Source organism: Streptomyces sp. LZ34, assembly GCF_053890475.1.
In genome coordinates this window covers 1,496,447-1,522,702 of record NZ_CM132680.1, presented here as the reverse complement: position 1 = coordinate 1,522,702, position 26,256 = coordinate 1,496,447, and the positions used below count along the sequence as shown (strand labels likewise).

Below are 26,256 nucleotides of genomic sequence, written 5' to 3'. Positions count from 1 at the left end.
ACTCAGTGCGGTCTCGGGTTGTCCGCCACCCTGCCCTGGGCGGCCCCGATGATCCGTCGATTTCGGGCGACGCGGGGGATCGCCCGAAATCGACGGTTTCGCTGTCTCCGTGACCGGACGTCACATCGTTGTCGCGGCGTTGTCATGGCGTTTCGGCCGCGCCTGTGAGGTCCAGCACCGGCCGCAGCCCGTCAGGCCGCCGCTCCACCGGCAGATGGTCCACCAGATGCACCCGGCACCCCAGCCGCGCCGCCCCCGCGTCCGCCCGCCGGTCGTCCCCTACCATCACGGCGTCGACCGGGGCCAGCCCGAGCGCGTCGCACGCCACCCGGAACAGCCGGGGGTCCGGCTTCTGGATGCCGTGCTCGTACGAGAGCACGTAGGCGTCCACGAGCTCGTTCAGCCCGTGCGCCCGGAACACCGGCCGCAGATCCCAGCCGATGTTGCTGACCACCGCGATCCGCACCCCGCGCCGCCGCAGCTCGCCCAGCACCTCGGCCGCGTCGGGGTACGGCCGCCAGGCGGCCGGCTCCATTTGGCGGTCGTACAGCGCGTCGTACAGCTCCGGGCGGGGCAGCGGCACCTCGCGGGCCAGCCCGGTGTAGGCGGCACGGTGTTCCTCGGCGCTGCGGTCCCGACAGCCCCACACCTCGGTCAGCTGCGGCGGTACGGCTTGCGGCGGGGCACCGCCCGGCAGCGCCCCCGCGTCCTCCAGCTGCCGCGCGTACCGCGGAATGTCCTCCTCCGGCACGGCCGTGCCCGATGCGTCGAGCACGGCCCGCAGCCAGGCCTCGGTCGGCTCGATACGGAAGAGGGTCCCGGAGAAGTCAAAGAGCGCACCCTTGATCGTCATGCCCCCATCGTTCCAGGCGCGCCCCCTCACCGGGGCGTACCGGGCGATTCCCCCACCGACTCGTCCTTCCGCTCCGGCGGGTACGGGTACGCGGCCGCCGCCGCGTACACCAGGGCGGCGCCCAGCAGCCAGCCGCCCACCACATCGGTGGGCCAGTGCACCCCCAGATACACACGGGTGAACCCCACGCCGGCCACGGACACCACGGCCAGCAGCGCCGCGGCCCTCAGCCACACCGCCCGCGCCCCGCACCGCGCCATCACCCAGAGCAGCAGCCCGAACGCGACGGTGGCCGTGAGCGCGTGGCCGGACGGGAAGGCCGCGTAGTGCGCCGAGTCCACCGGGTTCCGCCAGTGCGGGCGCTCCCGGCCGACCGCCGCCTTGACGCCCTGTTGTAGCGCGGTCCCCATGGCGGTGGTGGCCACGACCCACAGCGCGAGCAGCCGCTCCCCGCGCCACAGCAGCCACCCGGCGAGCAGCGCCATCCCCGCACGCATCGTCCAGGGGTCCCACACCCAGTCGGTCAGCACTTTGTTCGCCTCGGTCCAGCCGTGGTGCGTCACCGCCGTCCGGTTGAGGGCTTCGGCGATGTCCTGGTCCGCGTCCTCCAGTGGTCTCCACGCGGCCACGACCAGCACCAGCAGAATCACGAACAGTACGACGAGTACGGCGGCGACGCGTGCGGCATGGAGTTTCGAGGCGTGCATGAGTCGATGATCGCGCACCGGCCGGCGCGCGGGGCGGCCAGGGCTGCTGCCGGGCCCGGGCGCGGAAGAGGGGGGAGAGTCTCCGCCAGTTGCGAATGGCGCGGGGCGGGCAGGTCATCCATGGTGAACCAGCCGAGCGCGTCGAGCTTGTGCGGCTCGCCGATGGCGACACGGGCCGGGTCCACGATCGCCGCGCGGGATGTTGCGGACCCCGGCGGTCTCGACTTTGCGGGCCTCCGCGGTGTACTCCTCACGGACCTCATGCGCCACGGCCGCCTCGAAGGACTCGCCGTGCTCGAGCGCCCCGGCCCCGGTGTCCCAGGTCCCCGGCTCGTCGCGGGCGGCCGCGCCGCGAGTGACAGCCCGCGACTGTGGCCGTGCGGCCTCCGGCCTGGCGATGGATTCCGCCCGGCTCAGCCCAGCACCCGCAGCGCCGGGACCAGCGTGACCACGAGCGGCACGACGGGGACCAGTGCCGCCGCGGCCGTCAGCCGCCACCGGCGCCCGGGCGAGAGTCGCGCGGCAGGGGCGAGCAGCCGGTCCACCCGCCGAGGGACCTCCGCGAGTTGGGCCGGGACGGGCCCGAACACCCCGCGGTGCTCGTTCAGTTCGACCAGCGCGAGCGCGGTCGTCAGCCGCCCGAAGCGGCGTGAGGCGGAGTCGTCGGCGGCCAGCTCCACCAGCCGGTGCACCTGGTCGCGGAAGGCCGCGAACACCGGCACCTGCGGAAAGCCCGTCGCCAGCGCGGACGAACAGTGCAGCAGCCAGTGGTGGCGGGCCCGCGCATGCCCCTGCTCATGCGCCAGCACGGCGTCCAGCCGACGGCCCTTGAGGCGGCGCAGCGCCGCCGTGGTGATGACCAGCCGGGGCGGAGTGCCCGGCAGCCACCAAGCCTCGGGCCGCTCGCCCTCCAGCACCACCAGACGGTCCCCGGTGGGTTCCTCGCCGGGCAACGCCGGGCACTGGTCGAGCAGTTCGGCCCGCCGCTGCTTGCGCCGCGCCCGCGCCCGGCCGATCTCCCGCGTCAGCATCACCGCCGTCCACACGGCCCCGCAGGCCAGGGCGACGGCGACGGGGGCGGCCCAGGGCCCGTACGCGGACAGCGCGTACGCCTCCACCACGCCCTGGGGCGCGGGGGCGAAGACATTCCCGCGCACGGCCTGCGAGGCGGCCGCCGCGGTCAGCGCCATGGTCAGCCCGCAGCACAGCAACACGGCGACCACCACGCACTGCCACACCCACAGGGCGAGCACAGGTTCGCGGTCGGCCCAGTCGGACCGGGCCAGCAGGCGGGGCGCCATTGCCGCCGCCAGAGCGCCGAGGCCCATCAGCGCGAGCGGGACCATCATGGCCGTTACCTTATGAGTGCGATGTCGGGGCAGGTACGGTCCTGCGGCCGGAAGTGACGTACGCCACGGTCGCCGGGGCGGCCTGGCGCCCGGCGAGATCGCCCCTGTGCGTCAGCGGTATGCCCGGACGTGGAGATCACTGTCGTGCCGGCCCGATGACGCCCTCACCACCCTTGCCGGGACATCCCCGATCCGAATCCGGCACCGGTGACCGGCAGACAGCCCGGTCTCCTCGGTCTGCGTCCGGGCGGCAGCCGGACCACGGGCCCGCCCCGGTGTCCGGCCCGCCTCGGGGTCAGGGGGTGATGAGGACCTTGAGGGCCTCGCGCCGGTCCATGGCCCGGTAGGCGTCGGGCAGCTGCTCCAGGGAGAGGGTGCGGTCGAAGACGCGCCCCGGGTCGACACTGCCGTCCAGGACGGCGGGCAGCAGCTGTTCGAGGTAGGCCCGCACCGGGGCAGGCCCGCCGGTGAGCGTGACGTTCGGCCCGAACAGGCTGGTGAAGCCGACCGGCGCGTCCTCGTACTGCGGCACGCCCACCCGGCTGATCACTCCGCCGGGACGGACCGAACCGACGGCCATCTCGTAGGCGGGCATGTGGCCGACGGCCTCCAGCACGGCACGGGTGCCGTGGCCGCCGGTCAGCTCGCGGACCTTGGCGATGCCTTCCTCGCCGCGCTCGGCGATGACGTCGGTGGCGCCGAAGGCGACACCGAGGTCGGTGCGCGCCTTGTGCCGGCCCATCAGGATGATCCGCTCCGCGCCGAGCTGCTTGGCCGACAGGACGGCGAGCAGGCCGACCGCGCCGTCACCGATGACGGTGACGCTGTCACCGGGCTTGACGTGGGCCTGCTTGGCGGCGTGGTAGCCGGTGCCGTACACGTCGGCCAGGGTCAGCAGCGAGGGCAGCAGCTTGTCGTCGACGCCCTTCGGCAGCTTGACCAGGGTGCCCCCGGCCTGGGGGACACGGACGGCCTCGGCCTGGGCACCGCCCACACCGTTGGCGAAGAAGCCGCCGTTGGGGCAGGAGGTGTGCAGGCCCTCGCGGCAGAACTCGCAGGTGTTGTCGGCGAACGCGAACGGGGACACCACCAGGTCACCGCGGCTGAGACCGGACACGTCGGAGCCGGTCTCCTCCACCACCCCCAGGAACTCGTGCCCCATGGGGACGGGCCCGTCGGCGGCGGTCAGGGAGTGGTAGGGGTGCAGGTCGCTGCCGCACACACAGGAGCGCACGACGCGCACGATGGCGTCGGTGGGCCGCTCGATGGTGGGGTCCGGGGCGTCCTCGACGCGGACATCGCCGGCTTCGTACATGAATGCTGCCCGCATGGGACTCAGCTCTTTCTGATCGTCGTGGGGGTGGGACCGCACCGCCGGCGTGGCCGGCGAGGGCGGTCGGGCGGGTCGGCCGCGCCTTCGGGGTCAGCGGCCGACGGTGGCGAGGGCTGCCGTGTACTGCTCGTCGGTGACCGGCTCCAGCCAGGTGGTGCCGTCGCCGCTTTCGTCGCCGACGACCATGGCGATGTGGGCCATCAGGGTGGTGTCGGTGGCCCCGTGCCAGTGCTCCTCGCCCGCCGGGCACTTCACGGTCCCGCCCGCGCTCACGCGCACCACGTGGCCGTCGCGGGTGCCGACCAGGCCGACGCCGTCGGTGATGTACAGGACCTGGCCCTTGGCGTGGGAGTGCCAGTTGGTGCGGGCCCCGGGAGTGAAACGCACCAGGGCGGAGGCCAGGCGGGCCGGGCCGGAGGGCGTCTCGATCGGGTTGAGGTAGACGTCGCCGGTGAAACGCTCGGCCGGAGCCTTGGCGGTGGGGGTCTCAGTGGTGTGTTCCACGACAGCTTTCCTTGATCGGATTGGATCGGATCGGATCGGAAGGGAAGGGTTCGGTACCGGTGGCGGCGCCGGGCGGTCAGGCGCTGCGCTCGTCGGCGATCTTCTTCAGCTGGGTGATCGCCGACATGGCGTTGGGCCAGCCCGCGTAGAAGGCCAGGTGCGTGATCGCCTCGGACAGCTCCTGCACACTCAGGCCGTTGTCGAGAGCGACGCCCAGGTGGTAGCCGAGCTGCTCGCCGCGGTAGAGGGCGGCCAATGCGGTCACCGTCACCAGACTCCGGTCGCGCGGCGACAGTCCGGGACGCTCCCAGATGTCACCGAAGAGGACCTCGTTGGTGACCTCGACGAGCTTCGGCGCGATCTCGGCCAAATCCGGGGGTACGGACTGCTTCGGCATGAGGGGCGACTCCTTGATCGAATTGATCGAAACGAGGGGGACCGGCCATGACCCGCTGTGAGGCGGGGCGGCCTCCCGGCAGCCGCCCCACCCTGTGGGCCGGGCCGCTTCCGAAGGCGTCAGCGGCTGCCGGTATCGAGGAAATCGCAGCTCATAGTGGTGAGGAAGGGTCTGCTGTTACAGGTACTGACAGAACCCCCCACATAGGGACCGTCCGGCCTAGCCTGGAAGGCGTGAGTACCGAGAGCGACATCCGCGAGTTCCTGGCCTCCCGCCGCGCCAAGATCACCCCGCAGCAGGCCGGGCTGCCCGCCTTCGGCGGCAACCGGCGCGTGCCCGGCCTGCGGCGCGAAGAGGTCGCCCTGCTCGCCGGGGTCAGCAGCGACTACTACGTCCGCCTGGAGCGCGGCCACATCGCCGGCGCCTCCGAGGAAGTCCTCGACGCCGTCGCGGGCGCCCTCCAATTGGACGACGCCGAACGCGCCCACCTCTTCGACCTGGCCCGCGCTGCCGCCAAGCGCCCCGCGCGCCGCGCCCGGCGCGCCCGCGGTCCGCTCCCGGACAGCGTCCTGCGCGTGCTGCACTCGATGACCGACTCGCCGGCCTTCATCCGCAACGGCCGCCTGGACATCCTCGCCACCAACACCCTCGGCCGCGCCCTGTACGCGCCCCTCTTCCCCGACCCGAGCGCGCAGACGGCCAACATCGCCCACTCCCAGTTCCTCCTGCCAGGGGGCCGGGACTTCTTCCCACGCTGGGAGGAGTCCGTGAACACCACCGTCGCCCTGCTGCGCACCGAGGCCGGGCGCGCCCCGCACGACAGTGAGCTGACCGGCCTGATCGGCGAACTCGTCACCCGCAGCGAGGAGTTCCGCACCGCCTGGGCCAAGCACAACGTCCGCCTTCACCACACCGGCCGCAAGTCCTTCCGCCACCCCGCCATCGGCGTGATCACCCTCGACTTCGACGCCATGGAACTGCCCGCCCAGCCCGGCCTGACCTTCACCGCCTACAGCGCCGCCCCCGGCACACCCGATCACGACACCCTTCAGCTCCTGGCCGCCTGGGCCGCCACCGAAGCCGACCGGCCCACCGGAAGGCCGACATCCCGCAGCCAACAGGACGGATGAGCGCCGCAGCACCAGGGCATCGACGGCGTGTCTGCCGCGCCCTCACGTGGCTCCGGCCGCTGCCGCCCGCCCCGTGCGATCCCGGCACCGGTCGGCGCGGCATCGGCGATCACCCGCAGGCCGTCCGCCTTGGCTAGCTGCACGGCGTAGCCGCCGACCGCGCCGGCCGCCCCGGTCACCGCCACGGTCGCACCCGCCGGCAGCTGGAGCGGGTCCAGCGCCATCCGGGCGGTCAGGCCGTTCATCGCCGGCGTGGCGGCCTCGGCGTCGCTGGCGCCCCGGGGAGCACGGACGACCGACTCGGCGGGAACGACCAGGTGCTCCGCGTAGGCGCCGTGCGTTCCCGAGACCACGGCGACCGCCACGACCCGGTCCCCGACGCTGAGATCGCTCTGCACCCCCGGACCGATCTGCTCGATGACGCCTGCCGCCTCCGTGCCGGGCACGTAGGGCGGCTCGGCGTCGGACACGAACGCGACGCCGCGGCGCACCATCGGCTGCGTCGCTGTCAGGCACGTGGGTCCGATGCTGGAGGCCATGAGCCGCAAACCGCGTCTGAACGAGCTGGGAGAGTTTCTCAAAGCCCGGCGTGCCGAGGTCACTCCTGCCGAGGCGGGGCTGCCCGAGGACGGGCAGCGCCGGCGTGTGGCCGGCCTCAGGCGTGAAGAGGTGGCGCTCCTGGCCGCGATCAGAGCTCCGTCGCCGCTACTGCGACGGCGGATGGTGGCCGCACGACGGCGAAGTCGTCCTGTTCAACCCGGGCTCGGTAGTCACCACGCGATACCGGCCCAGGGGAACGACTTTCCCGTCGCCCCGGCCCAGCACGATCTGAGGAAGGCAACTGCTCAACGGGGCTTGTGGAGAGCCGGATGCGGGGCCAACTCGCCCGTCCGGTTCGGGAGGGCGGCGTGGAGAGACGGGCTGGGAGGAATCCCAGTACCGCGCTCCCCGCCGACCCCACCACGACGTCGCGATCACCGACAACAGCGGCAAGCTGTTGGCCAAGTTCCTGGTCAACGATGATCTGGACGGCTACGAGCTGCTGCTGGACCTGATGGCCGATCACGGCGACAGCCCCGAGACGCCGATGCCGGTGGCCATCGAGACCAGCCGCGCCTGCTGGTCGCTACCCTGCGGACTGGGGCCCGGCAGGTCTTCGCGATCAACCCGATGGCGGCCTCCCGCTACCGCGACCGGCACGGCGTCTCCCGCAAGAAGTCTGACCGCGGCGACGCCCTGGTGCTGGCGAACATCATCCGCACGGACATGCCGATGCACCGGCCCCTGCCCGCCGACAGCGACCTTGCCCAGACCATCGCTGTCCTCGCCCGCGCCCACCAGGACGCCGTCCGGAACCGGCAGCAGATCGCCAACCAGCTCCGCTCGCTACTGCGCGAGTACTACCCGGCGGCTCTGGAGGCATGGCGGCACAAGGATCCACACACTGTTCCGGCAGCAGGCCGCCCGCCGGCTGCCCGCGGTGGAGGAGGCCATGGGCATCCAGGCCAAGGCCCTGCTGGTCCAGCTGAACGCAGTCTGCAAGGCCGTCGACGAGCTTGCCAAGGCGGTCGAGCGGCCCCGATCACTCGGGCCTCGGGCAAACGCAAGTACGTCGGACGGCGCTTCGTGAAGAACAACCCGCTTTTCCAGCGAACGCCGCTACGGGGTGACTGACGGGGACTCTTCCTCCGGCGCGGCCATGACCAAACCGGAGCTCACGGCGTCGATCCCAATGCGCTGGAGGGAGGCCCAACGGTCGAGCTTCTCGCAGGCCCAGGCGGGGTCGTACGCCGCCGTGGGCAGCTGCGGTATGCGCTTGCGGCCGGTTTCGTCAAGGCGGTAGGGAACGTCGAAGGCCGTGTTCCAGCCGTCCAGGTACGCGGCAAAACGCTCTTCCGCTTCCGCTGGACCGATTCCCAGGTACTGGGCGATCTCCGCCCAGGAACTGCCCCGTTCGCGTTCGTAGATCACGGCCGAGGCCAGAGCGCGCTCTGCGAGCTCGATGAGCTGGAATGCCTGGCTTACCCGGCCCCCGGGACCGGTGTCAGGGTCGTTCTCGGTGGCGACCAGGCCGGCGGCGCCATCCGCAACGTCCACGGCGTGATCGCAGAGGACCAGGCGTGCCAGCGCCTGGCGGGTGAATCGGGCACGGTCGGCGTCGTAAGGGGTCGTCTCAGTCACCTCCACAGCCTCGCAGGCTGTATCCGCGGCGAGTAGCCGATTACCGCCAGGGACCGGTCTCCGTTTGACGGCTTAGCCTCATGAGGTTGACGGCTTAGCCTCATGAGGCGTCTACCCCCAACCGGCGGTCGAGGGCGTCCGGTGCGAGGAGTCGCGGGGGAGAGGGCGTAGGGGATCTTGCTCCGCCCGTGAAGGTCCACTCTCGGCCCGAAGCTGCCGGCCAGGGAGGCCGTTGAGGTGATCGGGACTCCGTTTGTAGATATATGTGATGTGTGTCGCCCGGATCGGGCGCTTCGGAGCTTGTTCCGTGCCACACTGGAGGCAGCCCCTCGCCGCATCCCCCGTCGGCGAGGGGCACTCATGTCTGACGGCCGACCCGGGCTCTGCTTACCCCCAGGTGCACCCCAGGGGAGATGGGAGAGCAATGCCCCTGGTGTTGACCCTCCCGCTCAGAGCGTCAGCAGCATGGCCAGCATCCCGATCCCCATGGACAGCCTGCACGCGTCCGCCAATTCGGGCCGCCGCGACCAGGCGAGGTCACCGACGCCGCCCGCCCGGCTGCCCGCGCCGCCGGACGCCCCGCCGGACGCACCACCGCCGGACCCGCCGTCCGCCCCGGCCGGTGCCAGCCGCGTCGCCGACCACACCACATACACCGCGAAGTACACGAGCAGTACACCCGTGAGCGGCGGCACCCCGCCCGGCATCCGCCCCTGCGCCGCATGTCCGGCGTGGCCGTGGCCCCCCGCCGGGGCGTCCACCGCCATCGCGAGCGCCATGTAGACCATCGCCAACGCCCCGACCGCATGGTGCAGATGATGCCCCAGCGCCCTGCCGCCGCGCCGCGCGGGCAGCAGCGCCCATACGGCCGCCACGGCGAACACCGCCGCGAGGAGGGGAGGGCCCCACGGCCGGGGATCCAGCACCGCGGCGGGCACCGCCATCACCGCCATCCCCCACCCCATCAGCGCCTCGGCCCCCGCGGCCCGCCGCATCCGGCCGGGCGGCTCGCCGCGCATCCGCAGCAGGCAGTACGACCCGGTGGCCGCGCACAGCGCGACCAGCAGCCAGCCGGCGAGCGGCGGTCCGTGCACGGCGCACCTCCCGGGGCGGACGGATCCCCCGGAGGCTGCCCAGCGAGCGCCCGGCACACGGGAGCGCACGGGGGCAACGGGGGAGCGCGATCCATGTGTCCGGGCCCGAAGCCGCGATCTTGACCTTGCGCGCACTCCAAGTCCTAGCGTCCCGGGACATGACGACCGAGCAACACAAGATCGGCAGCGGCTTCGGCGCGCACAGCACGGCGGACGACGTACTCACCGGTATCGACCTGTCGGGCAGGACCGCCCTGGTCACCGGCGGCTACTCCGGCCTCGGCCTGGAGACCACCCGGGCCCTCGCCCGGGCCGGCGCCCACGTCGTCGTCCCGGCACGCAGGCCGGCCACGGCAGAGGAGGCCCTGCGCGGCATCGCGGGGACGGAGGTGCGGGAGCTGGAGCTGTCCGACCTGGAGAGCGTACGGGCCTTCGCCGACCGCTTCCTGGAGACCGGCCGCGCCCTGGACATCCTCATCAACAACGCGGGCGTCATGGCCTGCCCCGAGACCCGCGTCGGCCCCGCCGGCTGGGAGGCGCACTTCGCGATCAACCACCTGGGCCACTTCGCCCTCGTCAACCGACTCCGCCCGGCGCTGGCCCCCGGCGGGGCGCGGGTGGTGTCCGTGGCCTCGTCGGGCCACTTCCTCTCCGGCATCCGCTGGGACGACCTCCACTTCCGCGCGGGCTACGACCGGTGGCTGGCCTACGCCCAGTCCAAGACCGCGAACGCCCTCTTCGCCCTGCACCTCGACACGCTGGGCGCGGACAGCGGAGTGCACGCCTTCGCCCTCCACCCGGGCAGCATCCTCACCCCCCTCCAACGGCACATCCCCCGCGACGAGCAGATCGCCCAAGGCTGGATCACCGCCGACGGCAGGCCCGCGGACGGCTTCAAGACCCCGGCCCAAGGCGCGGCGACGGCCGTGTGGGCCGCCACCTCGCCCCTGCTGGACGGCCACGGCGGGGCCTACTGCCAGGACTGCGACATCGCCGAGCCCGCCACGACGGACGACATGCTGACCGGCGGGGTCAAGCCCTGGGCCGTGGACCCCGCCGCGGCCGCCCGGCTCTGGGAGCTGTCCAGCGAACTCACGGGGCTGGATTCGTATGCGTAGCACCTGCGACGGCCGGTTGGCGCGCAGAGCCAAAGGGCTGGCGCTCACTGCTAACGACACTGTTGCGACGGGTGGATAGTTTGCCGATTGTCGGATGACCTCGTCGACGCAGGGAGCCGGATGGCCCAGGAATACGGGCCCGCGGCTCCCGCACCGCCACTGCGACACCGTCCGGCATCCTGAGCACGACGAGTCCCAGGAGAAACCATGACCATCACCCGGAGGGTCGCCGTGGCGCTCTCCGCCCTGCCCCTGGCCGCGCTTGGTGCCGTGGTGAGCCCGGCTGCGGCTCAAGCGGTCACGGCAGCAGCGTCCACGAGTGCGGCGGACTACTGCTCCGAGGGCTGGAGCCAGAATCACCCCACCATACGGTGGGGCAGCACGGGGAACGCGGTGCGCCATGCCCAGTGCAAGCTCGGCAAATGGGGACGCCATGTCGCGATAGACGGCATCTTCGGCCAGGAGACCTACGACGCGACCGTGTCGCTTCAGCACGAGTGCAACATCGACGACGACGGCATCATCGGCCCCAAGACATGGCGGTGCATCGACTGAGCCCGGCGCGGGCGTATATGTGAGAAGACGGGCCCACTTGCGGGGGCCCGTCTTCCCGTGCGCCTTCTCGTACGTCGGCACACCATGAACGCGACCATGGCAACCACGAGGTAGGCGGGCATGAGCAGGCGACATTCCGCCTCCGTCATGTCCGAGCCATAACACGGCCTAGTTCTGCGGTGCCAGGGTGCGCAGGACGCAGAACTCGTTGCCCTCGGGGTCTGCCATGACCACCCAGTTTCGGTCTGAGCCCTGGCCCACGTCCGTCTTGGTGGCGCCGAGGCCGAGCAATCTGGTCACCTCGTCCTCGGTGCTGCCGTCGATGGGGCTGACGTCGAGGTGAAGCCGGTTCTTCACGGTCTTGCCCTCGGGCACCTGGATGAACAGCAGGGTGGGCGGCATCTGGCGGGCCCGGACCTCCTCGACGGTCGGCACCCAGGAGCCGATCTCGACCTTGCCCTCGCTCCGGTCGATCACCTTGAAGTCCAGGACCTCGCACCAGAAGGCCGCGAGCCTCTCCGGATCGTGGCAGTCAACGACCAACTCGGTGAACCTACTTGTCATGACTCTCCCAGATAGTGCGGGATGGTTTCTTAGATGATCACGTCTTCGCCCTGCCGGGGAGTGAGGATCTCGTACGCCTCGGCAGAGGCCGCGTCGAGAAAACGGGACAGTTCATCGGGCTGAGTGGTGTAGAAGCCGTCGATGTGGAAGCCGTCGTAATGGATCGGCACCGCGATCCTCGCTCCCAGCAATCGCGCGGCCACGGCCGCGTGCTCGGCGTCGAGCGAGGCCGGATAGGGGCTCGCCGGCTGGCAGTGCGGAAAGCACACGGCCGGTCCGTTGATGGGGGTCAGTACGGCGTCGAACGGGCCGAACCGGTGGGCCGCGCGCCACCAGTAGCCGTGGAACATGCTGTCGCCCAGGTGGATCACGCGCTTGCCTCCCGCCTCGACCGCCCAGGACACCTGAGGATCTCCGAGCGCGTCGACCGCCGGAACGGCCGCGATGGTGAACGGTCCGATCGTGGTCGTCTCCCACAGCCCCACCGACTGACGGGGCAGATTCCACTGGGTGAGCTCGCCGTCGGCCTTGAGTGTCCATAGGTTCTCGTGGTCGTCGCCACCGAAGGACTGGGGGTGCAGAACCCTTCCTTCGGGGCGCAGGGTCCGGGCGAGCGCGGCTGCATCGGTGTGGTCTCGGTGCAGGTGCGTGCAGAGCCCCGCGAGCACGTCCCCCTCCGCGTGTGGAGGGGTGACCCTCGGCAGGGGGGCCGAGAGCGGGGTTCCCTCCAGGACCCCCTCGGGCCGGCCGAGCAGGTCGATGACCAAACTCTCGCCCTGCGCCTCGAGTTCCACTCCGGCCCACCCCAGCCACCGGATACGCATGTGTGTCCACCCCCGTCTTGCCGTACGATCGTTCGGCAAAAGTTAGCATACGGCCGTTCGCTAAACTCCGGGCATGAGGAAATCCGCCAGTGATGCCCAGCGAACCCGCGAACGCATCGTCAGCACCGCCGTGTCGCACGCCTCCAGTGCGGGACTCTCCGGACTGACCATCGGATCGCTGGCTGAAGCGCTCGGCATGAGCAAAGCCGGGGTCGTCGGCCCCTTCGGCTCCCGGGCCAACCTGCAGCTCGCCGTCCTGACCAAGGCGGTGGACATGTTCACCAAAGCCGTCGTGGCGCCGAGCCTGACGGCCGATCCGGGCCTGCCCCGCCTGCACACGGTGATCGATACGTGGTGCGGCTACCTCGCCCACAGCCCGTTCCCGAACGGCTGTTTCGTCACGGCCTCGTCCTGCGAGCTGGACGGGCAACCGGGCGAGTTGCGGACCTATCTCCAGGAGAGGGTGACCCGCTGGCAGGACTTCCTGCGTGAGCAGATCGTGGTCGCTCAGGCTGCGGGCGACATCAGCACGGCGCTCGATGTCGAAGATCTCTTGCCACTTCTGACGGGAATCGCCATGTCCGCCAATCAGGAGATTCAGCTGCTCGGCGACGACACGGCGGCAGCGCGCGCACGACGTCTCATGCGTGCCGTCATCGGCCAGGTCACCATGCGAACGCCACTATGACGGCCTCCTGCGCCGTACGGGCCGCTGTGCAAGGGGCATCCTCCCGCGGATTCGCAGCACCGTGGGAACGTGTGGTGGAAAGCCGGTGGCGGCGGAGCGAGCCCGTGTCCGATGATCGGCGTCGTGGATGCCGTCGTTCAGTGGGTGCGCACCGAGTGGACCAAGTCCTCCCGTGGCGGCCCCGAAGCCGCGCGGCGGAACGCGACCCCCGTCGCGTTCCCGCTGCCGCCGGGTCTGGCGTCGTCCGTGCACGAGGTCGCGATGCGGGAGGCGGATTCCTTCGAGCCCCGCGCGTCCGTACGGGAGCTGCCGGACCCCGGAGTGGCGCTCCAGGAGGACGGGGGCCTCCTGCGGGTCCGTCCGCCCCAGGTGTCGATGTTCGGCATGCCGCGCCGTCACCGCCGCCCGCCCTCGGTGCGGCTCGCCCCCGGGCAGTGGCTGCGGTGGCAGATCAACCACCGGTTCGTCGGCCTCTGCGGCGGGGAGTGGCATTACCGGCTCGACACCCTCAATGTCGCGTACGGTCCCGCCGCCCCGGACATCTTCCTGGGCTCACCGACGCGTCGCGTCGACGAACGCGGTTACCTGCGCTGGCCGAGACCGTGCGTGCACATGGCCGTCGAGGGGGAACGCGGGCGGTGCCGCCGGCAGCAGCGTGGCCAGTTCGTACCCGCTCTTGTGCGCGACGCGGCATGACGCCACGTTGTCCACTTGATGCAGCAGCTCAAGACGCGTCAGTCCGTCACCGGCGAACGTGGTGAAGGCCCAGTCGGTCAACGCCCGCAGCGCACGGGGAGCCACTCCCCGGCCGCGCGCGTGCGCCGCGGTCCAGTAACCGACCTCGGCCGAGGGCGCGCCGGACGTGACGTTCTTGAGCACCACATGGCCCGCCAACCGCCCCTCGGACACGGTGCTTTGGGTTTCGACAACGGCGAAACTGAAGCGGTCCCCCGCCTCCCGTCCCCGCTGCTGTTCCTGGATCCATCGTGCCGCGCCCGCCTCGTCGTCCACGGCCGCATTCGTCCAGCGGCGCAGGGCGCGGTCCTGGCACAGCTCGACGAGGTCGGCGGCGTCCGCCGGGCCCCAGGGGCGCAGGACGAGGGCGGGCGCCGATGGGGTGGCCTCCGCTTCCAACTGCGCGGCGATGTTGTCCATCGGCCGAGAATACGTGGCTGTGGTGGACACGACACCTGTCGCCCCCGATGCGGGAGGGGTCCCGGAGGCGGCTACGAGGCGGGAGCCTGACGTGAGCGCCGGCCGGCCCCGTCCCGGTCCTAGATCCCCGGCCGGTAGCGCAGGGGGTGCTCCTCCGGAATCTCCACGACCGCGATCCGTACGCCGTCCGGGTCGGTGATCCACATCTCGATCAGCCCCCAGGGCTCCTTCACCGGTGGGCGCAGCACCTCGACACCGCGCGCCGTGAGTTCCTCGTGGGCCGCTTCGACGTCGGCGACCTGCAGCCACAGCTGGAGGCCCGGAGCCGGAGGGGTGTCGGAGCGGCCGGAGAGTTCGAGGAAACCGCCGCCGAGGAAGTAGACCGTCCCGCGCTCGGGGCCTTCGCCGAATTCCCGGTAGACGGCGAGGCCGAGGGCCTCGCCGTAGAAGGCACGGGAGCGTTCGGGGTCGGTTGGCCGCAGCAGGGTGCGGCTGCTCAGTACATGCACCATGACGTGACCTTACGCATCGGGGGCGAGTTAGGGTCGACTGCCGTCGCAGGACGGTGCCGCATATCGCAGGGAAAGGACATCCGACGTCATGGAGATCGTGGACGCCGCCCGGCCCACCGCCGAGCCGACCTTCCGGGCCGCGACCGAGGCTGATGTGCCGGGGCTGGTCGCGCTGCTCGAGTCGGCCTATCGGGGGGACTCCAGCAGGGCGGGCTGGACGACGGAGGCCGACATCCTGGGCGGGCAGCGCACCGACTCCGAGGGGGTCGCGGCCGTGGTGAAGGGCGAGAACGGCCGGATGCTGGTGGTCGAGCAGGGTGGCGAGCTGGTGGCCTGCTGTCAGCTGGAGCACCGCGGTGACCATGCCTACTTCGGGATGTTCGCGGTGCGGCCCGCGCTGCAGGGCGACGGGCTCGGCAAGGTGATCATCGCCGAGGCGGAGCGGTGGGTGCGGGCCGAGTGGGGTGCGCGGGAGATGCGCATGACGGTGATCTCGGCCCGTGAGGAGCTGATCGCGTGGTACGAGCGGCGCGGCTACGCCCGCACGGGGGAGATGACGCCGTTCCCGTACGGGGACGAGCGCTTCGGCATCCCGCGCCGCGCCGGTCTCGAGTTCGAGCTGCTGGTCAAGCCGCTGGGGTGAGGTTCGTCCGGACGGGAGCGGGCGTGGTCATGCCGCCGGGGGCGGCGCCCGCCTGAATGGGAATGGGCCCGGTCACGCCGTGTAGCGGGCCGCTCGCCTGATCTCCGGGTAGTCGGTGGTGCCGCCGTCCAGGCCGAGGCCGCGGGCGAGCTTCAGGTGGTCCGGGGTGTTCACCGTCCAGCCGATGACCTTGAGGCCGGCCGCGTGGGCGCGCTGTACGAGCTCGAGGGTGAGCCGGCGGATGTTGAGGACCAGCATCCCGGCGTCGACCGCCCGTGCCCGGTCGATCACATCGAGGCCGTAGCGGCTGGCGACGAGCGCGGTGCGGGCGGTCGGCAGGAGGGTACGGATCTCGGCAAGGGCCTCGTCGTGGAAGGAGAGCACGTCCACGCGGTCCAGCAGGTTGCGGCGGGTGATCACCTCGGCGAGCGCCCGTGCGGCCGCGGTGTCCTTGATCTCCGCCTGGAGGGGCGCCCGCACGGCGTCCACGACCTCCTCGAAGACCGGGATGCGCTCGCCCTGCCCGGCGTCGAGCTCGTGCAGCTCGGCGAGGGTGAAGTCGCTGATGGGCCCCTGGCCGTCGGTCGTGCGGTCCACGTCGGCGTCGTGCATCACCACGAGCGCGCCGTCCTTGCTCAGGTGCAGGTCCAGTTCGATGACGTCCAGGCCCTCATGCTCGGCCCGGAGGAAGGACCGGAGGGTGTTCTCCGGCTCGACGCCCATCACTCCGCGGTGTCCGATGGTGAGAAAGGTCAACGGTGTCTCGCTCTTCTGTCGGCTCTGCTGGTCGTGCTGAGGCGGCTGCCCGGACCGGCGCTCAGCGTAACGGCCAACCGCGACGCGGGGGTTAAGACGGGGCCGCGGCATGGGCGCGGGGCGGCTACGGGGGCGTGTATCGCAGGAAAAACATCGGCGCGAAGGGGGTGGTGCAGGATAATTTCCGGTGGCCCCACTTGAGCCGGAGAACCATCGATGGATACGGTGTCTTTACGCGAGTTTCTTCGGTGGAGGTGTGGCTATGGCGGAAATTCTTTCGTCTGTGGTGGCGGAGGGTGTCATTCTGCCTGCGGAGCGTATGGATTGCGTAGTAGAGCACCCGTCCTGGCCCGCGCTGAAGGACGCCGTGGAGACCATCAGGCCCTGGCAGTCCAAGGACGGCTCGATCGACTTCGAGGCCGACGGCGCTCCACCCCGCGTCAGGGCCCGGGCCGCCGTCGACCGGGTCGTGCGGGCGGTCGAGGAGCTGGCCCCGCTGCTGCCGCACGACGCCGCGTACCACCGGGCGCTCGTCGCCGACCTGCGCCGCTGGGCCGAGGGCGGCTTCGGGGTGCCGGACTTCCTCGACTCGCTGCTCGCCTTCCAGCCCGCCCGCGGGCGCGCCGACGGCCTCCAGCACCTGGTCGTCTTCCCGATGTACACGCAGAACGGCAACCCGGACCGCAACCTCGAGGCGCTCGTGGTGCGCGTGGTGTGGCCCGAGTGGCTGGCCGAGCTCGAGCGCACCCGCTACGACAACCCGCTCTACATCGGCCTGGCCTTCGAGGACTTCACCTCTGGCTACGACACCAACTCCGCGGTGCTCTTCCCCGAGACCATCGCCGTCCGCGAGGTCCCGGAGCGCTTCAGCTGGGGAGGGATCTTCTGCGACCGCGAGGCCGCCCGCTTCCGGCGGGTGAGCGAGGCCGCCGTCCAGGCGCTGCGCGTCGAACTCCCCGAGGACGTCCAGGGCATGCTCGCCGACCAGCGGCGCTGCCAGGAGGCGTTCGCCCTGTGGGACATGGTCCACGACCGCACCCACAGCCATGGCGACCTGCCCTTCGACCCGTTCATGATCAAGCAGCGCCAGCCGTTCTGGATGTACGGCCTGGAGGAGCTGCGCTGTGACCTCACCGCCTTCAAGGAGGCCGTGAAGCTGGAGGCCGAGGGGATCGCGCAGGCCCGCGACGTCCAGTACGCCGTGATCTTCGACCGGATGTTCCGGTTCCCCGTCACCGGCGACCGCGTACGCAACTACGACGGGCTCGGCGGCCAGCTGCTCTTCGCCTACCTGCACCAGCACGACGTCGTACGCTGGACGGACAACACCCTGCACATCGACTGGGTCCGCGCCCCGCAGGTCACCAACCAGCTGTGCGCCGAGATCGAGAAGCTGTACCGCGACGGCATCGACCGCCCCAAGCTCGTCCACTGGTTCAAGGCGTATGAGCTGGTGTCGTCCTACCTGGCCCCGCACCCCGGCTCGGTGTGGGCCAAGGGCCCCGACGCCCTTGACCTCACCCAGCCGCCGCGCAAGCTGGTGGACGACGTGCTCCCCGACGAGTTCCCGCTCAGCATGTTCTACGAGGCGCTCGCCAAGAAGCTGCGCGACGTGGTCGCCTCCACCAGGGGCATCACGGCCGACAGCGACGTACGGGCGGCGGCGTGAAGCCGGTGGCCGGGGTGAGCGGAGGGCACGAGGAGGCCACGACCATGACCACACTGACGTCGAGCCCCACGCCGAACGAGCCGAACGGCAAGGGGCCCCTGGACGGAGCCGTGGTCGCGGTGGCCGGCGCGGCGGGCCCCGCGGGCCGCGCCGTGCTGCTCCGCCTCGCCGAGGCCGGGGCCACCGTCATCGCTTCCGACGCGGACCCCGCCCGGCTGGCCGAAGCCGTGGACGCCGCCCGCTACGCCCATGGCGGGGCCACCGTCACCGGCGACACCGTCGACCTGCTCGACCTGCGCGCGGCCCGCGAATGGGCTGACCGCACCGAGAAGGAGTTCGGCCGGGTGGACGGCCTGGTGCACCTGGTCGGCGGCTGGCGCGGCAGCAAGACCTTCGCCGACGCCCCGCTCGCCGACTGGGACACCCTGCACAACCTGCTGATCAGGACCGCCCAGCACACCTCGCTCGCCTTCCACGACGCCCTGCTGCGCAGCGGCAAGGGGCGCTATGTCCTGATCAGCGCGGCGGGCGCCTCCCAGCCCACCGCCGGGAACGCCGCGTACGCCGCCGCCAAGGCCGCCGCCGAGGCCTGGACCCTCGCGCTCGCCGACTCCTTCCGGAAGCTGGGGGACGAGGGCGGCCCGGCCGCGGCCGCTGTCATCCTGGTGGTCAAGGCGCTGGTGCACGACGCCATGCGAGCGGAGCGCCCCAACGCGAAGTTCGCGGGCTTCACGGATGTCAAGGAGCTGGCCGAGGCCATCGCCGGACTCTGGGACCGGCCCGCCCGGGAAGTGAACGGAACCCGTCTGTGGCTGACCCCCAAGCCGTGAACCCAGGGCGTACCGACGCCCGCCGCCACCACGACCCCGATCTGCGCGGATTCGCCAGCGACAACTACGCGGGAGCCCATCCGGAGATCCTCGCCGCGCTCGCCCTCGCCAACGGCGGCCACCAGGTCGCCTACGGCGAGGACGAGTACACCGAGCATCTGCAGCGGGTGATGCGCAGCCATTTCGGGGCCACGGCGCAGACCTTCCCGGTCTTCAACGGCACCGGTGCCAATGTGGTCGCCCTCCAGGCGCTCACCGACCGCTGGGGCGCGGTCATCACGGCCGACACCGCGCACATCCACGTCGACGAGTGCGGCGCTCCCGAGCGCGTGGGCGGGCTGAAGCTGCTCACCGTGCCCACCGAGGACGGCAAGCTCACCCCCGAGCTCATCGACCGCGAGGCGTACGGCTGGGACGACGAGCACCGGGCCATGCCCCAGGTCGTCTCCCTCGCCCAGAACACCGAGCTGGGCACCGTCTACACCGTGGACGAGATCCGCGCCATCTGCGACCACGCCCACGAGCGCGGCATGAAGGTCCACCTCGACGGGGCCCGGATAGCGAACGCGGCCGCGTCCCTGGATGTGCCGATGCGCGCCTTCACCAATGTGGTGGGCGTGGACGTGCTGTCCTTCGGCGGCACCAAGAACGGCATGCTCTTCGGCGAGGCCGTGGTGGTCCTCGACCCGGACGCCGTCCGCGGCATGAAGCACCTGCGCAAGCTGTCCATGCAGCTGGCGTCCAAGATGCGGTTCGTCTCCGTACAGCTGGAGGCGCTGCTCGCCCGCGACCTGTGGCTGCGCAACGCCCGCCACGCCAACGCGATGGCCCAGCGGCTGGCCGAGGGGGTCCGTACGGTCGAGGGGGTGGAGATCCTCCACCCGGTCCAGGCCAACGCCGTCTTCGCCCGGCTGCCGCACGATGTGGCCGAACGCCTGCGGAAGCGCTACCGCTTCTACTTCTGGGACGAGGCGGCGGGCGATGTGCGGTGGATGTGCTCCTTCGACACGACACAGGAGGACGTCGACGGCTTCGTCGCCGCGCTCCGGGAGGAGACGGGCAAGGTGTAGTGCCTTCCCGGGCCCTGTCCGGCCGAGAAAACAGCCGGTCGGACAGGGTCCCGGCGGAGCGGCCCCGGTCGGACAGGGCCCGAGTGGAGAGCGCTCAGCGGCGGTCGAGCCCGGCCGCCTGGGCCGGGGTGGGCGCGGTGCCGCCGAGGTGGGCCGGGACCCACCAGGTGTCGTCCGCGTTCTTGGGCCGCACCGGGTACGCCCGCTGCGCCGCCTCCAGCAACTCCTGCACCCGGGCGCGCAGCCGCTCGGTGAGCGTGTCCGACGGCTCGGTCGGGTCGGCCTCCATGGGCGCGCCCACCCGCATCGTGATCGGGAAGTGGTTGCGGCCCAGATCCCGCTTGTGGCCCTTGGTCCACAGCCGCTGGGTGCCCCACAGCGCCATCGGCAGCAGCGGTACGCCCGCCTCCTGGGCCAGCCGGGCCGCGCCCGTCTTGAAGTTCTTGAGGGTGAACGACTCGGAGATCGTCGCCTCGGGGAACACCCCGATGATTTCGCCCGAGCGCAGCGCCTTCAGCGCGTGCCGGTACGCGTCCATGCCCGCCGCGCGGTCGACCGGGATGTGCTTCATCGCGCGCATCAGCGGCCCTGCGACCTTGTGCCGGAAGACCGACTCCTTGGCCATGAAGCGGACCAGCCGCTTGCCCGGACGCGCGGTCAGCCCGCAGAAGACGAAGTCGAGATAGCCGATGTGGTTGCTCACCAGAACCGCGCCGCCCCGCTTGGGGATGTTCTCGGTGCCCTTGATGTCGAAGCGCAGGTCCAGCGCCTTGAACATGGTGCGGGCGGCACCGATCACGGGCGGGTAGACGAGCTCTGCCATAGGGGGACCCTTCTCTTTTCCTGGGAGGGCTCTCCCGACGGAAGTTACGCGGCCGTAGGTTCGGGCTTCTGGCAGATGGTGCCCCATGTCGCGCCTTTCTGCCTACCGGGCGGACCGCTGGGGCCGGGAGATCCTCATCACGTCGGGGCCGGGCGTACGCCGAAGGGGGCGCGGAGAGGAATGTGCGTGGGTGCTTCCGCGCTGCACCCGGCGAGGGACGATCGAGGTGATCGAGGCGAGCGAAGGGGCAGCTGGTGCGGAGCGGGCAGGGCGAGGCGGGCTACGGCGGGCGGCTGGACGCCGCGGAACTCGGGGCGAGGCTGGGGGAGCGGGCGACGCTCGTGCAGTTCTCGACCGCGTTCTGCCAGCCTTGCCGGGCCACCCGGCGCATTCTCGCCGACGTCGCCCGGATGGTGGACGGCGTGGCGCATGTGGAGATCGACGCCGAGGCGCGGCTGGACCTCGTGCGCGGGTTGGGCATCGTGCGGACCCCCACGGTGCTGGTGCTCGACGCCGAGGGGCGCATCGTGCGCCGCGCCGCCGGGCAGCCGCGCAGGGCGGACGTGATCGCGGCGCTCGGCGCGGCGGTCTGAGCCGCCGCCGGCGCCCGTTGGCAACGTCACAGTTCAACTGGGTTGCCTACGGGGAACACGCTGGGTGTACTGACGAGTAATATTTTGATCGGTGCAGGTGCCGCCCCGGTCGCCGACCGGCCGGAATCCGCACCCGAAGGCGCCTATGCTGCCAGCACAAGGCAGCTTGACGAGACGATGCAGTAGGAGAGCCGGCGTGAGCTTGAGGATCGTTGTCTGTGTGAAGTACGTGCCCGACGCCACCGGCGACCGGCACTTCGCCGAAGACCTGACCGTCGACCGCGACGACGTGGACGGCCTGCTCTCCGAGCTGGACGAGTACGCGGTCGAGCAGGCCCTCCAGATCTCCGACGAAGCCGATGACGCCGAGATCACCGTGCTGACCGTCGGCCCCGAGGACGCCAAGGACGCGCTGCGCAAGGCGCTGTCCATGGGCGCCGACAAGGCCGTCCACGTCGAGGACGACGACCTGCACGGCACGGACGTGCTGGGCACCTCGCTGGTGCTGGCCAAGGCGATCGAGAAGACCGGCTACGACCTCGTGGTCTGTGGCATGGCCTCCACCGACGGCACCATGGGCGTGCTGCCCGCGCTGCTGGCGGAGCGCCTCGGAGTTCCCCAGGTCACGCTGTTGTCGGAGGTCTCGGTCGAGGACGGCACGGTCAAGGGCCGCCGCGACGGCGACACGGCCTCGGAGCAGCTGGAGGCTTCGCTGCCCGCCGTCGTGTCCGTCACCGACCAGTCGGGCGAGGCCCGCTACCCCTCCTTCAAGGGCATCATGGCCGCCAAGAAGAAGCCGGTGACCTCCTGGGACCTCGAGGACCTGGAGATCGAGGCGGACGAGGTCGGCCTGGAGGGCGCCTGGACCGCGGTCGACAGCGCCACGGAGCGCCCGGCCCGCACCGCGGGCACGATCGTCAAGGACGAGGGCGAGGGCGGCAAGCAACTTGCCGAGTTCTTGGCGGGTCAGAAGTTCATCTGACCCGGCCGCGCCCGACGCACCGCCAACCGCCCGCACTTTTTCCGCAGGAGATCGATTCCCATGGCTGAAGTCCTCGTCTATGTCGACCACGTGGACGGCGCCGTCCGCAAGCCCACCCTCGAGCTGCTGACCCTGGCCCGCCGAATCGGTGAGCCGGTGGCCGTCGCCCTCGGCAACGGTGCCGCCGACACCGCTGCCACGCTCGCCGAGCACGGCGCGGTGAAGGTGCTCACGCACGATGCCCCGGAGTACGCCGACTACCTCGTCGTACCGAAGGTGGACGCGCTCCAGGCCGCCTACAAGGCCGTCTCCCCGGCCGCCGTGCTGGTCCCGTCCTCCGCCGAGGGCAAGGAGATCGCCGCCCGCCTGGCCGTCCGGGTCGACTCGGGCATCATCACCGACGCCATCGACCTGGAGGCCGGCGACGAGGGCCCGATCGCGACCCAGTCGGTGTTCGCCGCCGCGTTCACCACCAAGTCCCGGGTCAGCAACGGCACCCCGGTCATCACCGTCAAGCCGAACTCGGCCGCTGTGGAAGCCGCCCCGGCCGCCGGCGCCGTCGAGGAGCTGTCCGTGACCTTCTCGGACCAGGCCACCGGCACCAAGGTCACCGCCCGTACCCCGCGCGAGTCCACCGGGCGCCCCGAGCTGACCGAGGCCGCGATCGTGGTCTCCGGCGGCCGCGGCGTCGGCGGCGCGGAGAACTTCCCCCTCGTCGAGGCGCTGGCCGACTCGCTCGGAGCCGCCGTGGGCGCCTCGCGCGCCGCGGTGGACGCGGGCTGGTACCCGCACACCAACCAGGTGGGCCAGACCGGCAAGTCGGTCTCCCCGCAGCTGTACATCGCCACCGGCATCTCCGGTGCGATCCAGCACCGGGCCGGCATGCAGACCTCCAAGACCATCGTGGCCATCAACAAGGACGCCGAGGCCCCGATCTTCGACCTCGTCGACTACGGCGTGGTCGGCGACCTCTTCGAGGTGGTCCCGCAGCTGACCGAGGAGATCAAGACCCGCAAGGGCTGACGCCTCGCCGGACGGCCCCCGTGTGCGGACGATGCGCCGCGCACGGGGGCCGTGCGCGTGTTCAGGGAGGTGTTGACCTGCGGCCGAGCCGCGGATAACTTCACTGAACGGATTATTGATTCCGTACTGCGGAAAGATGGAAGCGGCATGGTGGAGGAAGCGCGGATGGGGCAGCAAGAGACGTTCGCGACCAGCCTTCCCAGCGCCGTACGTGACGGGATCGCCGCCTCCCTCGCCGGCGTCGACGCCGAACTCGCCCGCCGCTACCCCGGCGACCCCGGCACCCGCCAGCCCGTCCACACCGTCTATGTCCCCGCCGACCTCTTCACCGCGGGCACCGTCCGCGACTGGGGCGACCAGGCCCTCGCCGCGCTCGACGAACACGCCCCCGACCCCGCCGCGCTGGCCGCCGTCCTCGGCATCCAGCACGACCTCGCCGAGCCGGTTTACGCGCGGGTGCGCGCCAAGCTGGCGCGCGAGCCCATCGAGGACCTGCGCATCGACTTCGAGGACGGCTACGGCCCGCGCCCCGACGCCGAGGAGGACGCCGCGGCCGCCCGCGCGGCCTCCCTGGTCGCCGCCGCCGTCGCGGAAGGCGCCGCGCCGCCGTACGTCGGCATCCGCATGAAGTGCATGGAAGCCGCCGTCCGCGACCGCGGCATCCGCACCCTCGACATCTTTCTCACCGGGCTGCTGGACGCCGGAGGCCTGCCGGGCGGACTCGTCCTCACCCTGCCGAAGGTCACCTACGCCGAGCAGGTCACCGCCATGGTCCGGCTGTGCGAGGCGTTCGAGCAGGCGCACGGCCTGGCCGCGGGCCGGATCGGCTTCGAGATCCAGATCGAGACCACCCAGGCCGTCCTCGGCCCCGACGGCCGCGCCACCGTCGCCCGTATGATCGACGCCGCCGGGGGCCGGGCCACCGGGCTGCACTACGGAACCTTCGACTACAGCGCCTCCTGCGGGGTCAGCGCCGCCCACCAGTCCATGGACCACCCCGTCGCCGACCACGCCAAGGCCGTCATGCAGGTCGCCGCCGCCGGCACCGGCGTCAGGCTCTCCGACGGCTCGACCAACGTCCTGCCCGTCGGCTCGCCCGAGCAGGTCCACGAGGCCTGGCGGCTCCACCACCGCCTGGTCCGACGGTCATTGACGCGCGCGTACTACCAGGGGTGGGACATGCACCCCGGCCATCTGCCGACCCGTTACGCCGCCGTCTACGCCTTCTACCGGGAGGGCCTGCCGCAGGCCGCGGCCCGCCTGGCCGCGTACGTCAACCGCGCGGGCGGCGCCATCGCCGACGAACCGGCCACGGCCAAGGCCCTCAGCGGCTATCTGCTGCGCGGCCTGGACTGCGGCGCGGTGGACGGCGCGGAGGTGGAGCGCCTCACCGGCCTGGACCGCGCCACCCTGAACACCCTGTCGGGCCGGGCCCCCGCCACGAGCTGAACTCTGGCGCCAATGAGTTCACTCTGACGCCTCACCCGGGATGCGGTGCCGCCGGGGAAGGCGCGAGATGTTGTCATGACCGGCGCCCCCGACGAGTCACCGGGCAGCCCCGCGACGCCGAAGCCGCCGAAGCCGCCGCACGACCACTCCGCCGCGGGGGCGGGCGGTGGCCGGGTGCGCCGTCGCGGGGGCCGGGGTTTCGGGGGGATCGCCAGGAGTGCCGCGTCGGGGTTGCTGATGTCGCTCGCCTGTCTGCTCGTCCCGGTGTCCCTGGTGTCAGCGTGGCTCCACGACGTCGTCCTCGACACCGACCGCTACGTGGCGACGGTCTCCCCGCTCGCGAAGGACCCCGCGATCCAGGACGCCGCGCTGCGGCACGTCCGCCGGGCCCTGGATGCCCGCCGCAGCGGCCGGGACCTCACCTCGGACATCGCTTCCTGGCTGCGCCGCCAGGGGCTGCCGCCGGCGGCAGCCGACGCGGTCGAGGGGTTCGGGCCGAAGCTGGACCCGGCCATCGACGAGGCGTTGACGAGGGTGGCGGCACATGTCGTGCGCGGCGACCAGTTCCCCGCGGTGTGGGTCCGCGCCAACCGGGCCGTCCACTCCGCTCTCGTCCATGTGCTCACCGGCGAGGGGCGTGGACCGGTCGGGGTGGACGGCGACACGGTGACCCTGGACGTGGGCGCGGCCGTCGAAAAGGTCAAGCGGCAGCTGCTGGACGCCGGACTCCCCTCGGCGAGCGCCATCCCCGACGTCGACCGGCGCATGGTCCTGTTCCACTCCGCCCAACTGGGCCGGGTCAGATTCGGGGCGCGCCTGCTGGACCTGGCCGGCGCCTGGCTGCCCGGGCTGACCGCGCTGCTCGGCACATCCGGCGTCCTGCTCGCGCGTCGGCGCCGCCGTGCCCTGGCCCGCGCCGCGCTGGGGACCGCCGTCACCTCTCTCGCCCTGGCCGCGGGCATGGCCGCCGCCCGTCAGTACTACCTCGACCACCTGCCGCCGAGCGTGCTGTCCCGGGCGGCAGCGGCGGCCGTCTGCGACACACTGCTGCGCGGATTGTGGATCACCGTCCGCACCACGGGGGTGCTCGGCCTCGTCATCGCGCTGGGCGCCTACCTGGCGGGACCCGGCCGACTGCCCCGCGCGGCGCGGAAGGGCGCCGACCGCGCGGCCGACTCCGCCGCGCGCTGGAGCGCGGCCCGCGGGCTGCGTACCGGGCGGGCCGGCACCTGGGCCGCGCGGCACCGCCGGGGGCTGACCTTCGGGGTGCTGCTGCCGACGGCCGGCGCGTTCGGCGCCTGGAACCACCCCACCGCACTGACGGTGCTGCTCCTGGTGCTGGTTCTGCTGGCCGCGCTCACGGCGATCGCGCTGCTGGCCGCGACCGGCCGAGAGGCCAGGACCCGCGCGGCCCGGCCCCGGCTGCCCACCGGGCGGGGCAGCCGGTAGCCGGG

The 26,256-nt window shown here is 71.7% G+C and carries 29 protein-coding genes and 2 pseudogenes; 15 read left to right on the top strand and 16 right to left on the bottom strand.

Going from position 1 to position 26,256, the window contains the following annotated elements:
* Positions 1-142: 142 nt before the first annotated feature.
* The 7 genes from ACWY4P_RS05415 to ACWY4P_RS05385 all read right to left on the bottom strand — a co-directional run bounded on the left by ACWY4P_RS05415 (position 143) and on the right by ACWY4P_RS05385 (position 5,143).
* On the bottom strand, positions 143-853 hold the full coding sequence (locus ACWY4P_RS05415; RefSeq protein WP_456208979.1) for an HAD family hydrolase: 711 nt from the start codon (positions 851-853) through the stop codon (positions 143-145).
* A 26-nt stretch (positions 854-879) separates the two neighbouring features.
* A complete protein-coding gene (locus ACWY4P_RS05410; protein WP_456208978.1) occupies positions 880-1,560 on the bottom strand; it encodes a phosphatase PAP2 family protein in 681 nt (226 codons plus the stop codon).
* Between the two features lie 114 nt (positions 1,561-1,674).
* Positions 1,675-2,058: an NUDIX domain-containing protein gene (locus ACWY4P_RS05405; protein WP_456208977.1), complete on the bottom strand. Its 384-nt coding sequence runs from the start codon at positions 2,056-2,058 to the stop codon at positions 1,675-1,677.
* Entirely contained in the window at positions 1,974-2,909 is a 936-nt protein-coding gene (locus tag ACWY4P_RS05400) for a M56 family metallopeptidase (protein WP_456208976.1), read from the bottom strand. Before ACWY4P_RS05400 ends, ACWY4P_RS05405 begins: the two co-directional genes overlap by 85 nt.
* Positions 2,910-3,204: 295 nt before the next feature.
* Positions 3,205-4,239: a zinc-dependent alcohol dehydrogenase family protein gene (locus tag ACWY4P_RS05395; protein ID WP_456208975.1), complete on the bottom strand. Its 1,035-nt coding sequence runs from the start codon at positions 4,237-4,239 to the stop codon at positions 3,205-3,207.
* A 93-nt stretch (positions 4,240-4,332) separates the two neighbouring features.
* Positions 4,333-4,746: a (R)-mandelonitrile lyase gene (locus tag ACWY4P_RS05390; RefSeq protein ID WP_456208974.1), complete on the bottom strand. Its 414-nt coding sequence runs from the start codon at positions 4,744-4,746 to the stop codon at positions 4,333-4,335.
* Positions 4,747-4,822: 76 nt separating this feature from the next.
* Positions 4,823-5,143 carry a carboxymuconolactone decarboxylase family protein gene (locus tag ACWY4P_RS05385; RefSeq protein ID WP_456208973.1) on the bottom strand — a complete coding sequence of 107 codons (321 nt, stop codon included), beginning with the start codon at positions 5,141-5,143 and terminating at the stop codon, positions 4,823-4,825.
* A 233-nt stretch (positions 5,144-5,376) separates the two neighbouring features.
* Here ACWY4P_RS05385 and ACWY4P_RS05380 point away from each other — a divergent pair, with 233 nt between their 5' ends.
* Entirely contained in the window at positions 5,377-6,273 is an 897-nt protein-coding gene (locus ACWY4P_RS05380) for a helix-turn-helix transcriptional regulator (RefSeq protein ID WP_456208972.1), read from the top strand.
* Here the strand turns inward: ACWY4P_RS05380 and ACWY4P_RS05375 are convergent.
* Positions 6,192-6,812: an alcohol dehydrogenase catalytic domain-containing protein gene (locus tag ACWY4P_RS05375; RefSeq protein WP_456208971.1), complete on the bottom strand. Its 621-nt coding sequence runs from the start codon at positions 6,810-6,812 to the stop codon at positions 6,192-6,194. The two genes, ACWY4P_RS05380 and ACWY4P_RS05375, sit on opposite strands and share 82 nt — an antisense overlap.
* On the opposite strand from ACWY4P_RS05375, the pseudogene ACWY4P_RS05370 reads away from it, so the two are divergent.
* Together ACWY4P_RS05370 and ACWY4P_RS05365 are read left to right on the top strand one after the other, a co-directional pair.
* Positions 6,811-6,963 (top strand): annotated as a pseudogene (locus ACWY4P_RS05370) (transcriptional regulator); the annotation flags it as partial. The gene ACWY4P_RS05375 and the pseudogene ACWY4P_RS05370 overlap by 2 nt on opposite strands.
* A gap of 283 nt (positions 6,964-7,246) precedes the next feature.
* Positions 7,247-7,917 (top strand): annotated as a pseudogene (locus ACWY4P_RS05365) (IS110 family transposase); the annotation flags it as partial.
* Positions 7,918-7,932: 15 nt separating this feature from the next.
* On the opposite strand, the gene ACWY4P_RS05360 reads toward ACWY4P_RS05365, so the two are convergent.
* Both ACWY4P_RS05360 and ACWY4P_RS05355 read right to left on the bottom strand, forming a co-directional pair.
* Positions 7,933-8,454 carry a hypothetical protein gene (locus ACWY4P_RS05360; protein ID WP_456208970.1) on the bottom strand — a complete coding sequence of 174 codons (522 nt, stop codon included), beginning with the start codon at positions 8,452-8,454 and terminating at the stop codon, positions 7,933-7,935.
* Positions 8,455-8,903: 449 nt separating this feature from the next.
* Entirely contained in the window at positions 8,904-9,548 is a 645-nt protein-coding gene (locus tag ACWY4P_RS05355) for a DUF5134 domain-containing protein (protein ID WP_456208969.1), read from the bottom strand.
* 158 nt (positions 9,549-9,706) lie between these two features.
* On the opposite strand from ACWY4P_RS05355, the gene ACWY4P_RS05350 reads away from it, so the two are divergent.
* Positions 9,707-10,666 (top strand): SDR family NAD(P)-dependent oxidoreductase, encoded by a 960-nt coding sequence (locus ACWY4P_RS05350; RefSeq protein WP_456208968.1) that lies wholly within the window; start codon positions 9,707-9,709, stop codon positions 10,664-10,666.
* 207 nt (positions 10,667-10,873) lie between these two features.
* Positions 10,874-11,221, top strand: a complete 348-nt coding sequence (locus ACWY4P_RS05345) for a peptidoglycan-binding domain-containing protein (RefSeq protein ID WP_456208967.1) — start codon at positions 10,874-10,876, stop codon at positions 11,219-11,221.
* 168 nt (positions 11,222-11,389) lie between these two features.
* Here ACWY4P_RS05345 and ACWY4P_RS05340 read toward each other — a convergent pair whose 3' ends face one another.
* Positions 11,390-11,785 carry a VOC family protein gene (locus ACWY4P_RS05340; RefSeq protein WP_456208966.1) on the bottom strand — a complete coding sequence of 132 codons (396 nt, stop codon included), beginning with the start codon at positions 11,783-11,785 and terminating at the stop codon, positions 11,390-11,392.
* Positions 11,786-11,814: 29 nt separating this feature from the next.
* Positions 11,815-12,609 carry an MBL fold metallo-hydrolase gene (locus tag ACWY4P_RS05335; RefSeq protein ID WP_456208965.1) on the bottom strand — a complete coding sequence of 265 codons (795 nt, stop codon included), beginning with the start codon at positions 12,607-12,609 and terminating at the stop codon, positions 11,815-11,817.
* 73 nt (positions 12,610-12,682) lie between these two features.
* Between ACWY4P_RS05335 and ACWY4P_RS05330 the strand changes: the two genes are divergently transcribed.
* A complete protein-coding gene (locus tag ACWY4P_RS05330; RefSeq protein WP_456208964.1) occupies positions 12,683-13,297 on the top strand; it encodes a TetR/AcrR family transcriptional regulator in 615 nt (204 codons plus the stop codon).
* A gap of 552 nt (positions 13,298-13,849) precedes the next feature.
* Here the strand turns inward: ACWY4P_RS05330 and ACWY4P_RS05325 are convergent.
* Both ACWY4P_RS05325 and ACWY4P_RS05320 read right to left on the bottom strand, forming a co-directional pair.
* Positions 13,850-14,452 carry a GNAT family N-acetyltransferase gene (locus tag ACWY4P_RS05325; RefSeq protein WP_456208963.1) on the bottom strand — a complete coding sequence of 201 codons (603 nt, stop codon included), beginning with the start codon at positions 14,450-14,452 and terminating at the stop codon, positions 13,850-13,852.
* Positions 14,453-14,571: 119 nt separating this feature from the next.
* Complete coding sequence (locus tag ACWY4P_RS05320; protein ID WP_456208962.1) at positions 14,572-14,964, bottom strand: VOC family protein; 393 nt, start codon at positions 14,962-14,964, stop codon at positions 14,572-14,574.
* 88 nt (positions 14,965-15,052) lie between these two features.
* On the opposite strand from ACWY4P_RS05320, the gene ACWY4P_RS05315 reads away from it, so the two are divergent.
* On the top strand, positions 15,053-15,607 hold the full coding sequence (locus ACWY4P_RS05315) for a GNAT family N-acetyltransferase (protein WP_456208961.1): 555 nt from the start codon (positions 15,053-15,055) through the stop codon (positions 15,605-15,607).
* Positions 15,608-15,679: 72 nt separating this feature from the next.
* Here ACWY4P_RS05315 and ACWY4P_RS05310 read toward each other — a convergent pair whose 3' ends face one another.
* Positions 15,680-16,363 carry a glycerophosphodiester phosphodiesterase gene (locus ACWY4P_RS05310; RefSeq protein ID WP_456208960.1) on the bottom strand — a complete coding sequence of 228 codons (684 nt, stop codon included), beginning with the start codon at positions 16,361-16,363 and terminating at the stop codon, positions 15,680-15,682.
* A 262-nt stretch (positions 16,364-16,625) separates the two neighbouring features.
* On the opposite strand from ACWY4P_RS05310, the gene ACWY4P_RS05305 reads away from it, so the two are divergent.
* The 3 genes from ACWY4P_RS05305 to ACWY4P_RS05295 are packed head-to-tail and all read left to right on the top strand — an operon-like array spanning position 16,626 to position 19,932.
* Positions 16,626-18,032, top strand: a complete 1,407-nt coding sequence (locus ACWY4P_RS05305; RefSeq protein WP_456208959.1) for a DUF6421 family protein — start codon at positions 16,626-16,628, stop codon at positions 18,030-18,032.
* Between the two features lie 44 nt (positions 18,033-18,076).
* On the top strand, positions 18,077-18,862 hold the full coding sequence (locus ACWY4P_RS05300) for an SDR family NAD(P)-dependent oxidoreductase (protein ID WP_456208958.1): 786 nt from the start codon (positions 18,077-18,079) through the stop codon (positions 18,860-18,862).
* Positions 18,859-19,932 carry a threonine aldolase family protein gene (locus ACWY4P_RS05295; RefSeq protein ID WP_456208957.1) on the top strand — a complete coding sequence of 358 codons (1,074 nt, stop codon included), beginning with the start codon at positions 18,859-18,861 and terminating at the stop codon, positions 19,930-19,932. Before ACWY4P_RS05300 ends, ACWY4P_RS05295 begins: the two co-directional genes overlap by 4 nt.
* 94 nt (positions 19,933-20,026) lie before the next feature.
* On the opposite strand, the gene ACWY4P_RS05290 is transcribed toward ACWY4P_RS05295, so the two are convergent.
* Complete coding sequence (locus tag ACWY4P_RS05290) at positions 20,027-20,755, bottom strand: lysophospholipid acyltransferase family protein (protein WP_456208956.1); 729 nt, start codon at positions 20,753-20,755, stop codon at positions 20,027-20,029.
* 254 nt (positions 20,756-21,009) lie between these two features.
* Here ACWY4P_RS05290 and ACWY4P_RS05285 point away from each other — a divergent pair, with 254 nt between their 5' ends.
* From ACWY4P_RS05285 to ACWY4P_RS05265, 5 genes are all read left to right on the top strand, one after another.
* Positions 21,010-21,348, top strand: coding sequence for a TlpA family protein disulfide reductase (locus ACWY4P_RS05285; RefSeq protein ID WP_456208955.1), 339 nt, complete (start codon positions 21,010-21,012; stop codon positions 21,346-21,348).
* A 196-nt stretch (positions 21,349-21,544) separates the two neighbouring features.
* Positions 21,545-22,330: an electron transfer flavoprotein subunit beta/FixA family protein gene (locus ACWY4P_RS05280; RefSeq protein ID WP_456208954.1), complete on the top strand. Its 786-nt coding sequence runs from the start codon at positions 21,545-21,547 to the stop codon at positions 22,328-22,330.
* Between the two features lie 60 nt (positions 22,331-22,390).
* On the top strand, positions 22,391-23,353 hold the full coding sequence (locus ACWY4P_RS05275; protein ID WP_456208953.1) for an electron transfer flavoprotein subunit alpha/FixB family protein: 963 nt from the start codon (positions 22,391-22,393) through the stop codon (positions 23,351-23,353).
* A 165-nt stretch (positions 23,354-23,518) separates the two neighbouring features.
* Positions 23,519-24,802: a DUF6986 family protein gene (locus ACWY4P_RS05270; protein ID WP_456208952.1), complete on the top strand. Its 1,284-nt coding sequence runs from the start codon at positions 23,519-23,521 to the stop codon at positions 24,800-24,802.
* Between the two features lie 75 nt (positions 24,803-24,877).
* The gene (locus ACWY4P_RS05265) at positions 24,878-26,251 is read left to right on the top strand and encodes a hypothetical protein (protein ID WP_456208951.1); all 1,374 of its coding nucleotides are present in this window, start codon (positions 24,878-24,880) and stop codon (positions 26,249-26,251) included.
* Positions 26,252-26,256: the final 5 nt, after the last annotated feature.

Excerpts from the sequence above, each read along its gene's own strand:
- ACWY4P_RS05415 (WP_456208979.1), bottom strand. The coding sequence starts at position 853 with ATGACGATCAAGGGTGCGCTCTTTGACTTCTCCGGGACCCTCTTCCGT.
- ACWY4P_RS05410 (WP_456208978.1), bottom strand. The coding sequence starts at position 1,560 with ATGCACGCCTCGAAACTCCATGCCGCACGCGTCGCCGCCGTACTCGTC.
- ACWY4P_RS05400 (WP_456208976.1), bottom strand. The coding sequence starts at position 2,909 with ATGATGGTCCCGCTCGCGCTGATGGGCCTCGGCGCTCTGGCGGCGGCA.
- ACWY4P_RS05395 (WP_456208975.1), bottom strand. The coding sequence starts at position 4,239 with ATGCGGGCAGCATTCATGTACGAAGCCGGCGATGTCCGCGTCGAGGAC.
- ACWY4P_RS05385 (WP_456208973.1), bottom strand. The coding sequence starts at position 5,143 with ATGCCGAAGCAGTCCGTACCCCCGGATTTGGCCGAGATCGCGCCGAAG.
- ACWY4P_RS05375 (WP_456208971.1), bottom strand. The coding sequence starts at position 6,812 with ATGGCCTCCAGCATCGGACCCACGTGCCTGACAGCGACGCAGCCGATG.
- ACWY4P_RS05350 (WP_456208968.1), top strand. The coding sequence starts at position 9,707 with ATGACGACCGAGCAACACAAGATCGGCAGCGGCTTCGGCGCGCACAGC.
- ACWY4P_RS05345 (WP_456208967.1), top strand. The coding sequence starts at position 10,874 with ATGACCATCACCCGGAGGGTCGCCGTGGCGCTCTCCGCCCTGCCCCTG.
- ACWY4P_RS05340 (WP_456208966.1), bottom strand. The coding sequence starts at position 11,785 with ATGACAAGTAGGTTCACCGAGTTGGTCGTTGACTGCCACGATCCGGAG.
- ACWY4P_RS05335 (WP_456208965.1), bottom strand. The coding sequence starts at position 12,609 with ATGCGTATCCGGTGGCTGGGGTGGGCCGGAGTGGAACTCGAGGCGCAG.
- ACWY4P_RS05330 (WP_456208964.1), top strand. The coding sequence starts at position 12,683 with ATGAGGAAATCCGCCAGTGATGCCCAGCGAACCCGCGAACGCATCGTC.
- ACWY4P_RS05325 (WP_456208963.1), bottom strand. The coding sequence starts at position 14,452 with ATGGACAACATCGCCGCGCAGTTGGAAGCGGAGGCCACCCCATCGGCG.
- ACWY4P_RS05320 (WP_456208962.1), bottom strand. The coding sequence starts at position 14,964 with ATGGTGCATGTACTGAGCAGCCGCACCCTGCTGCGGCCAACCGACCCC.
- ACWY4P_RS05315 (WP_456208961.1), top strand. The coding sequence starts at position 15,053 with ATGGAGATCGTGGACGCCGCCCGGCCCACCGCCGAGCCGACCTTCCGG.
- ACWY4P_RS05305 (WP_456208959.1), top strand. The coding sequence starts at position 16,626 with ATGGCGGAAATTCTTTCGTCTGTGGTGGCGGAGGGTGTCATTCTGCCT.
- ACWY4P_RS05300 (WP_456208958.1), top strand. The coding sequence starts at position 18,077 with ATGACCACACTGACGTCGAGCCCCACGCCGAACGAGCCGAACGGCAAG.
- ACWY4P_RS05290 (WP_456208956.1), bottom strand. The coding sequence starts at position 20,755 with ATGGCAGAGCTCGTCTACCCGCCCGTGATCGGTGCCGCCCGCACCATG.
- ACWY4P_RS05275 (WP_456208953.1), top strand. The coding sequence starts at position 22,391 with ATGGCTGAAGTCCTCGTCTATGTCGACCACGTGGACGGCGCCGTCCGC.
- ACWY4P_RS05270 (WP_456208952.1), top strand. The coding sequence starts at position 23,519 with ATGGGGCAGCAAGAGACGTTCGCGACCAGCCTTCCCAGCGCCGTACGT.
- ACWY4P_RS05265 (WP_456208951.1), top strand. The coding sequence starts at position 24,878 with ATGACCGGCGCCCCCGACGAGTCACCGGGCAGCCCCGCGACGCCGAAG.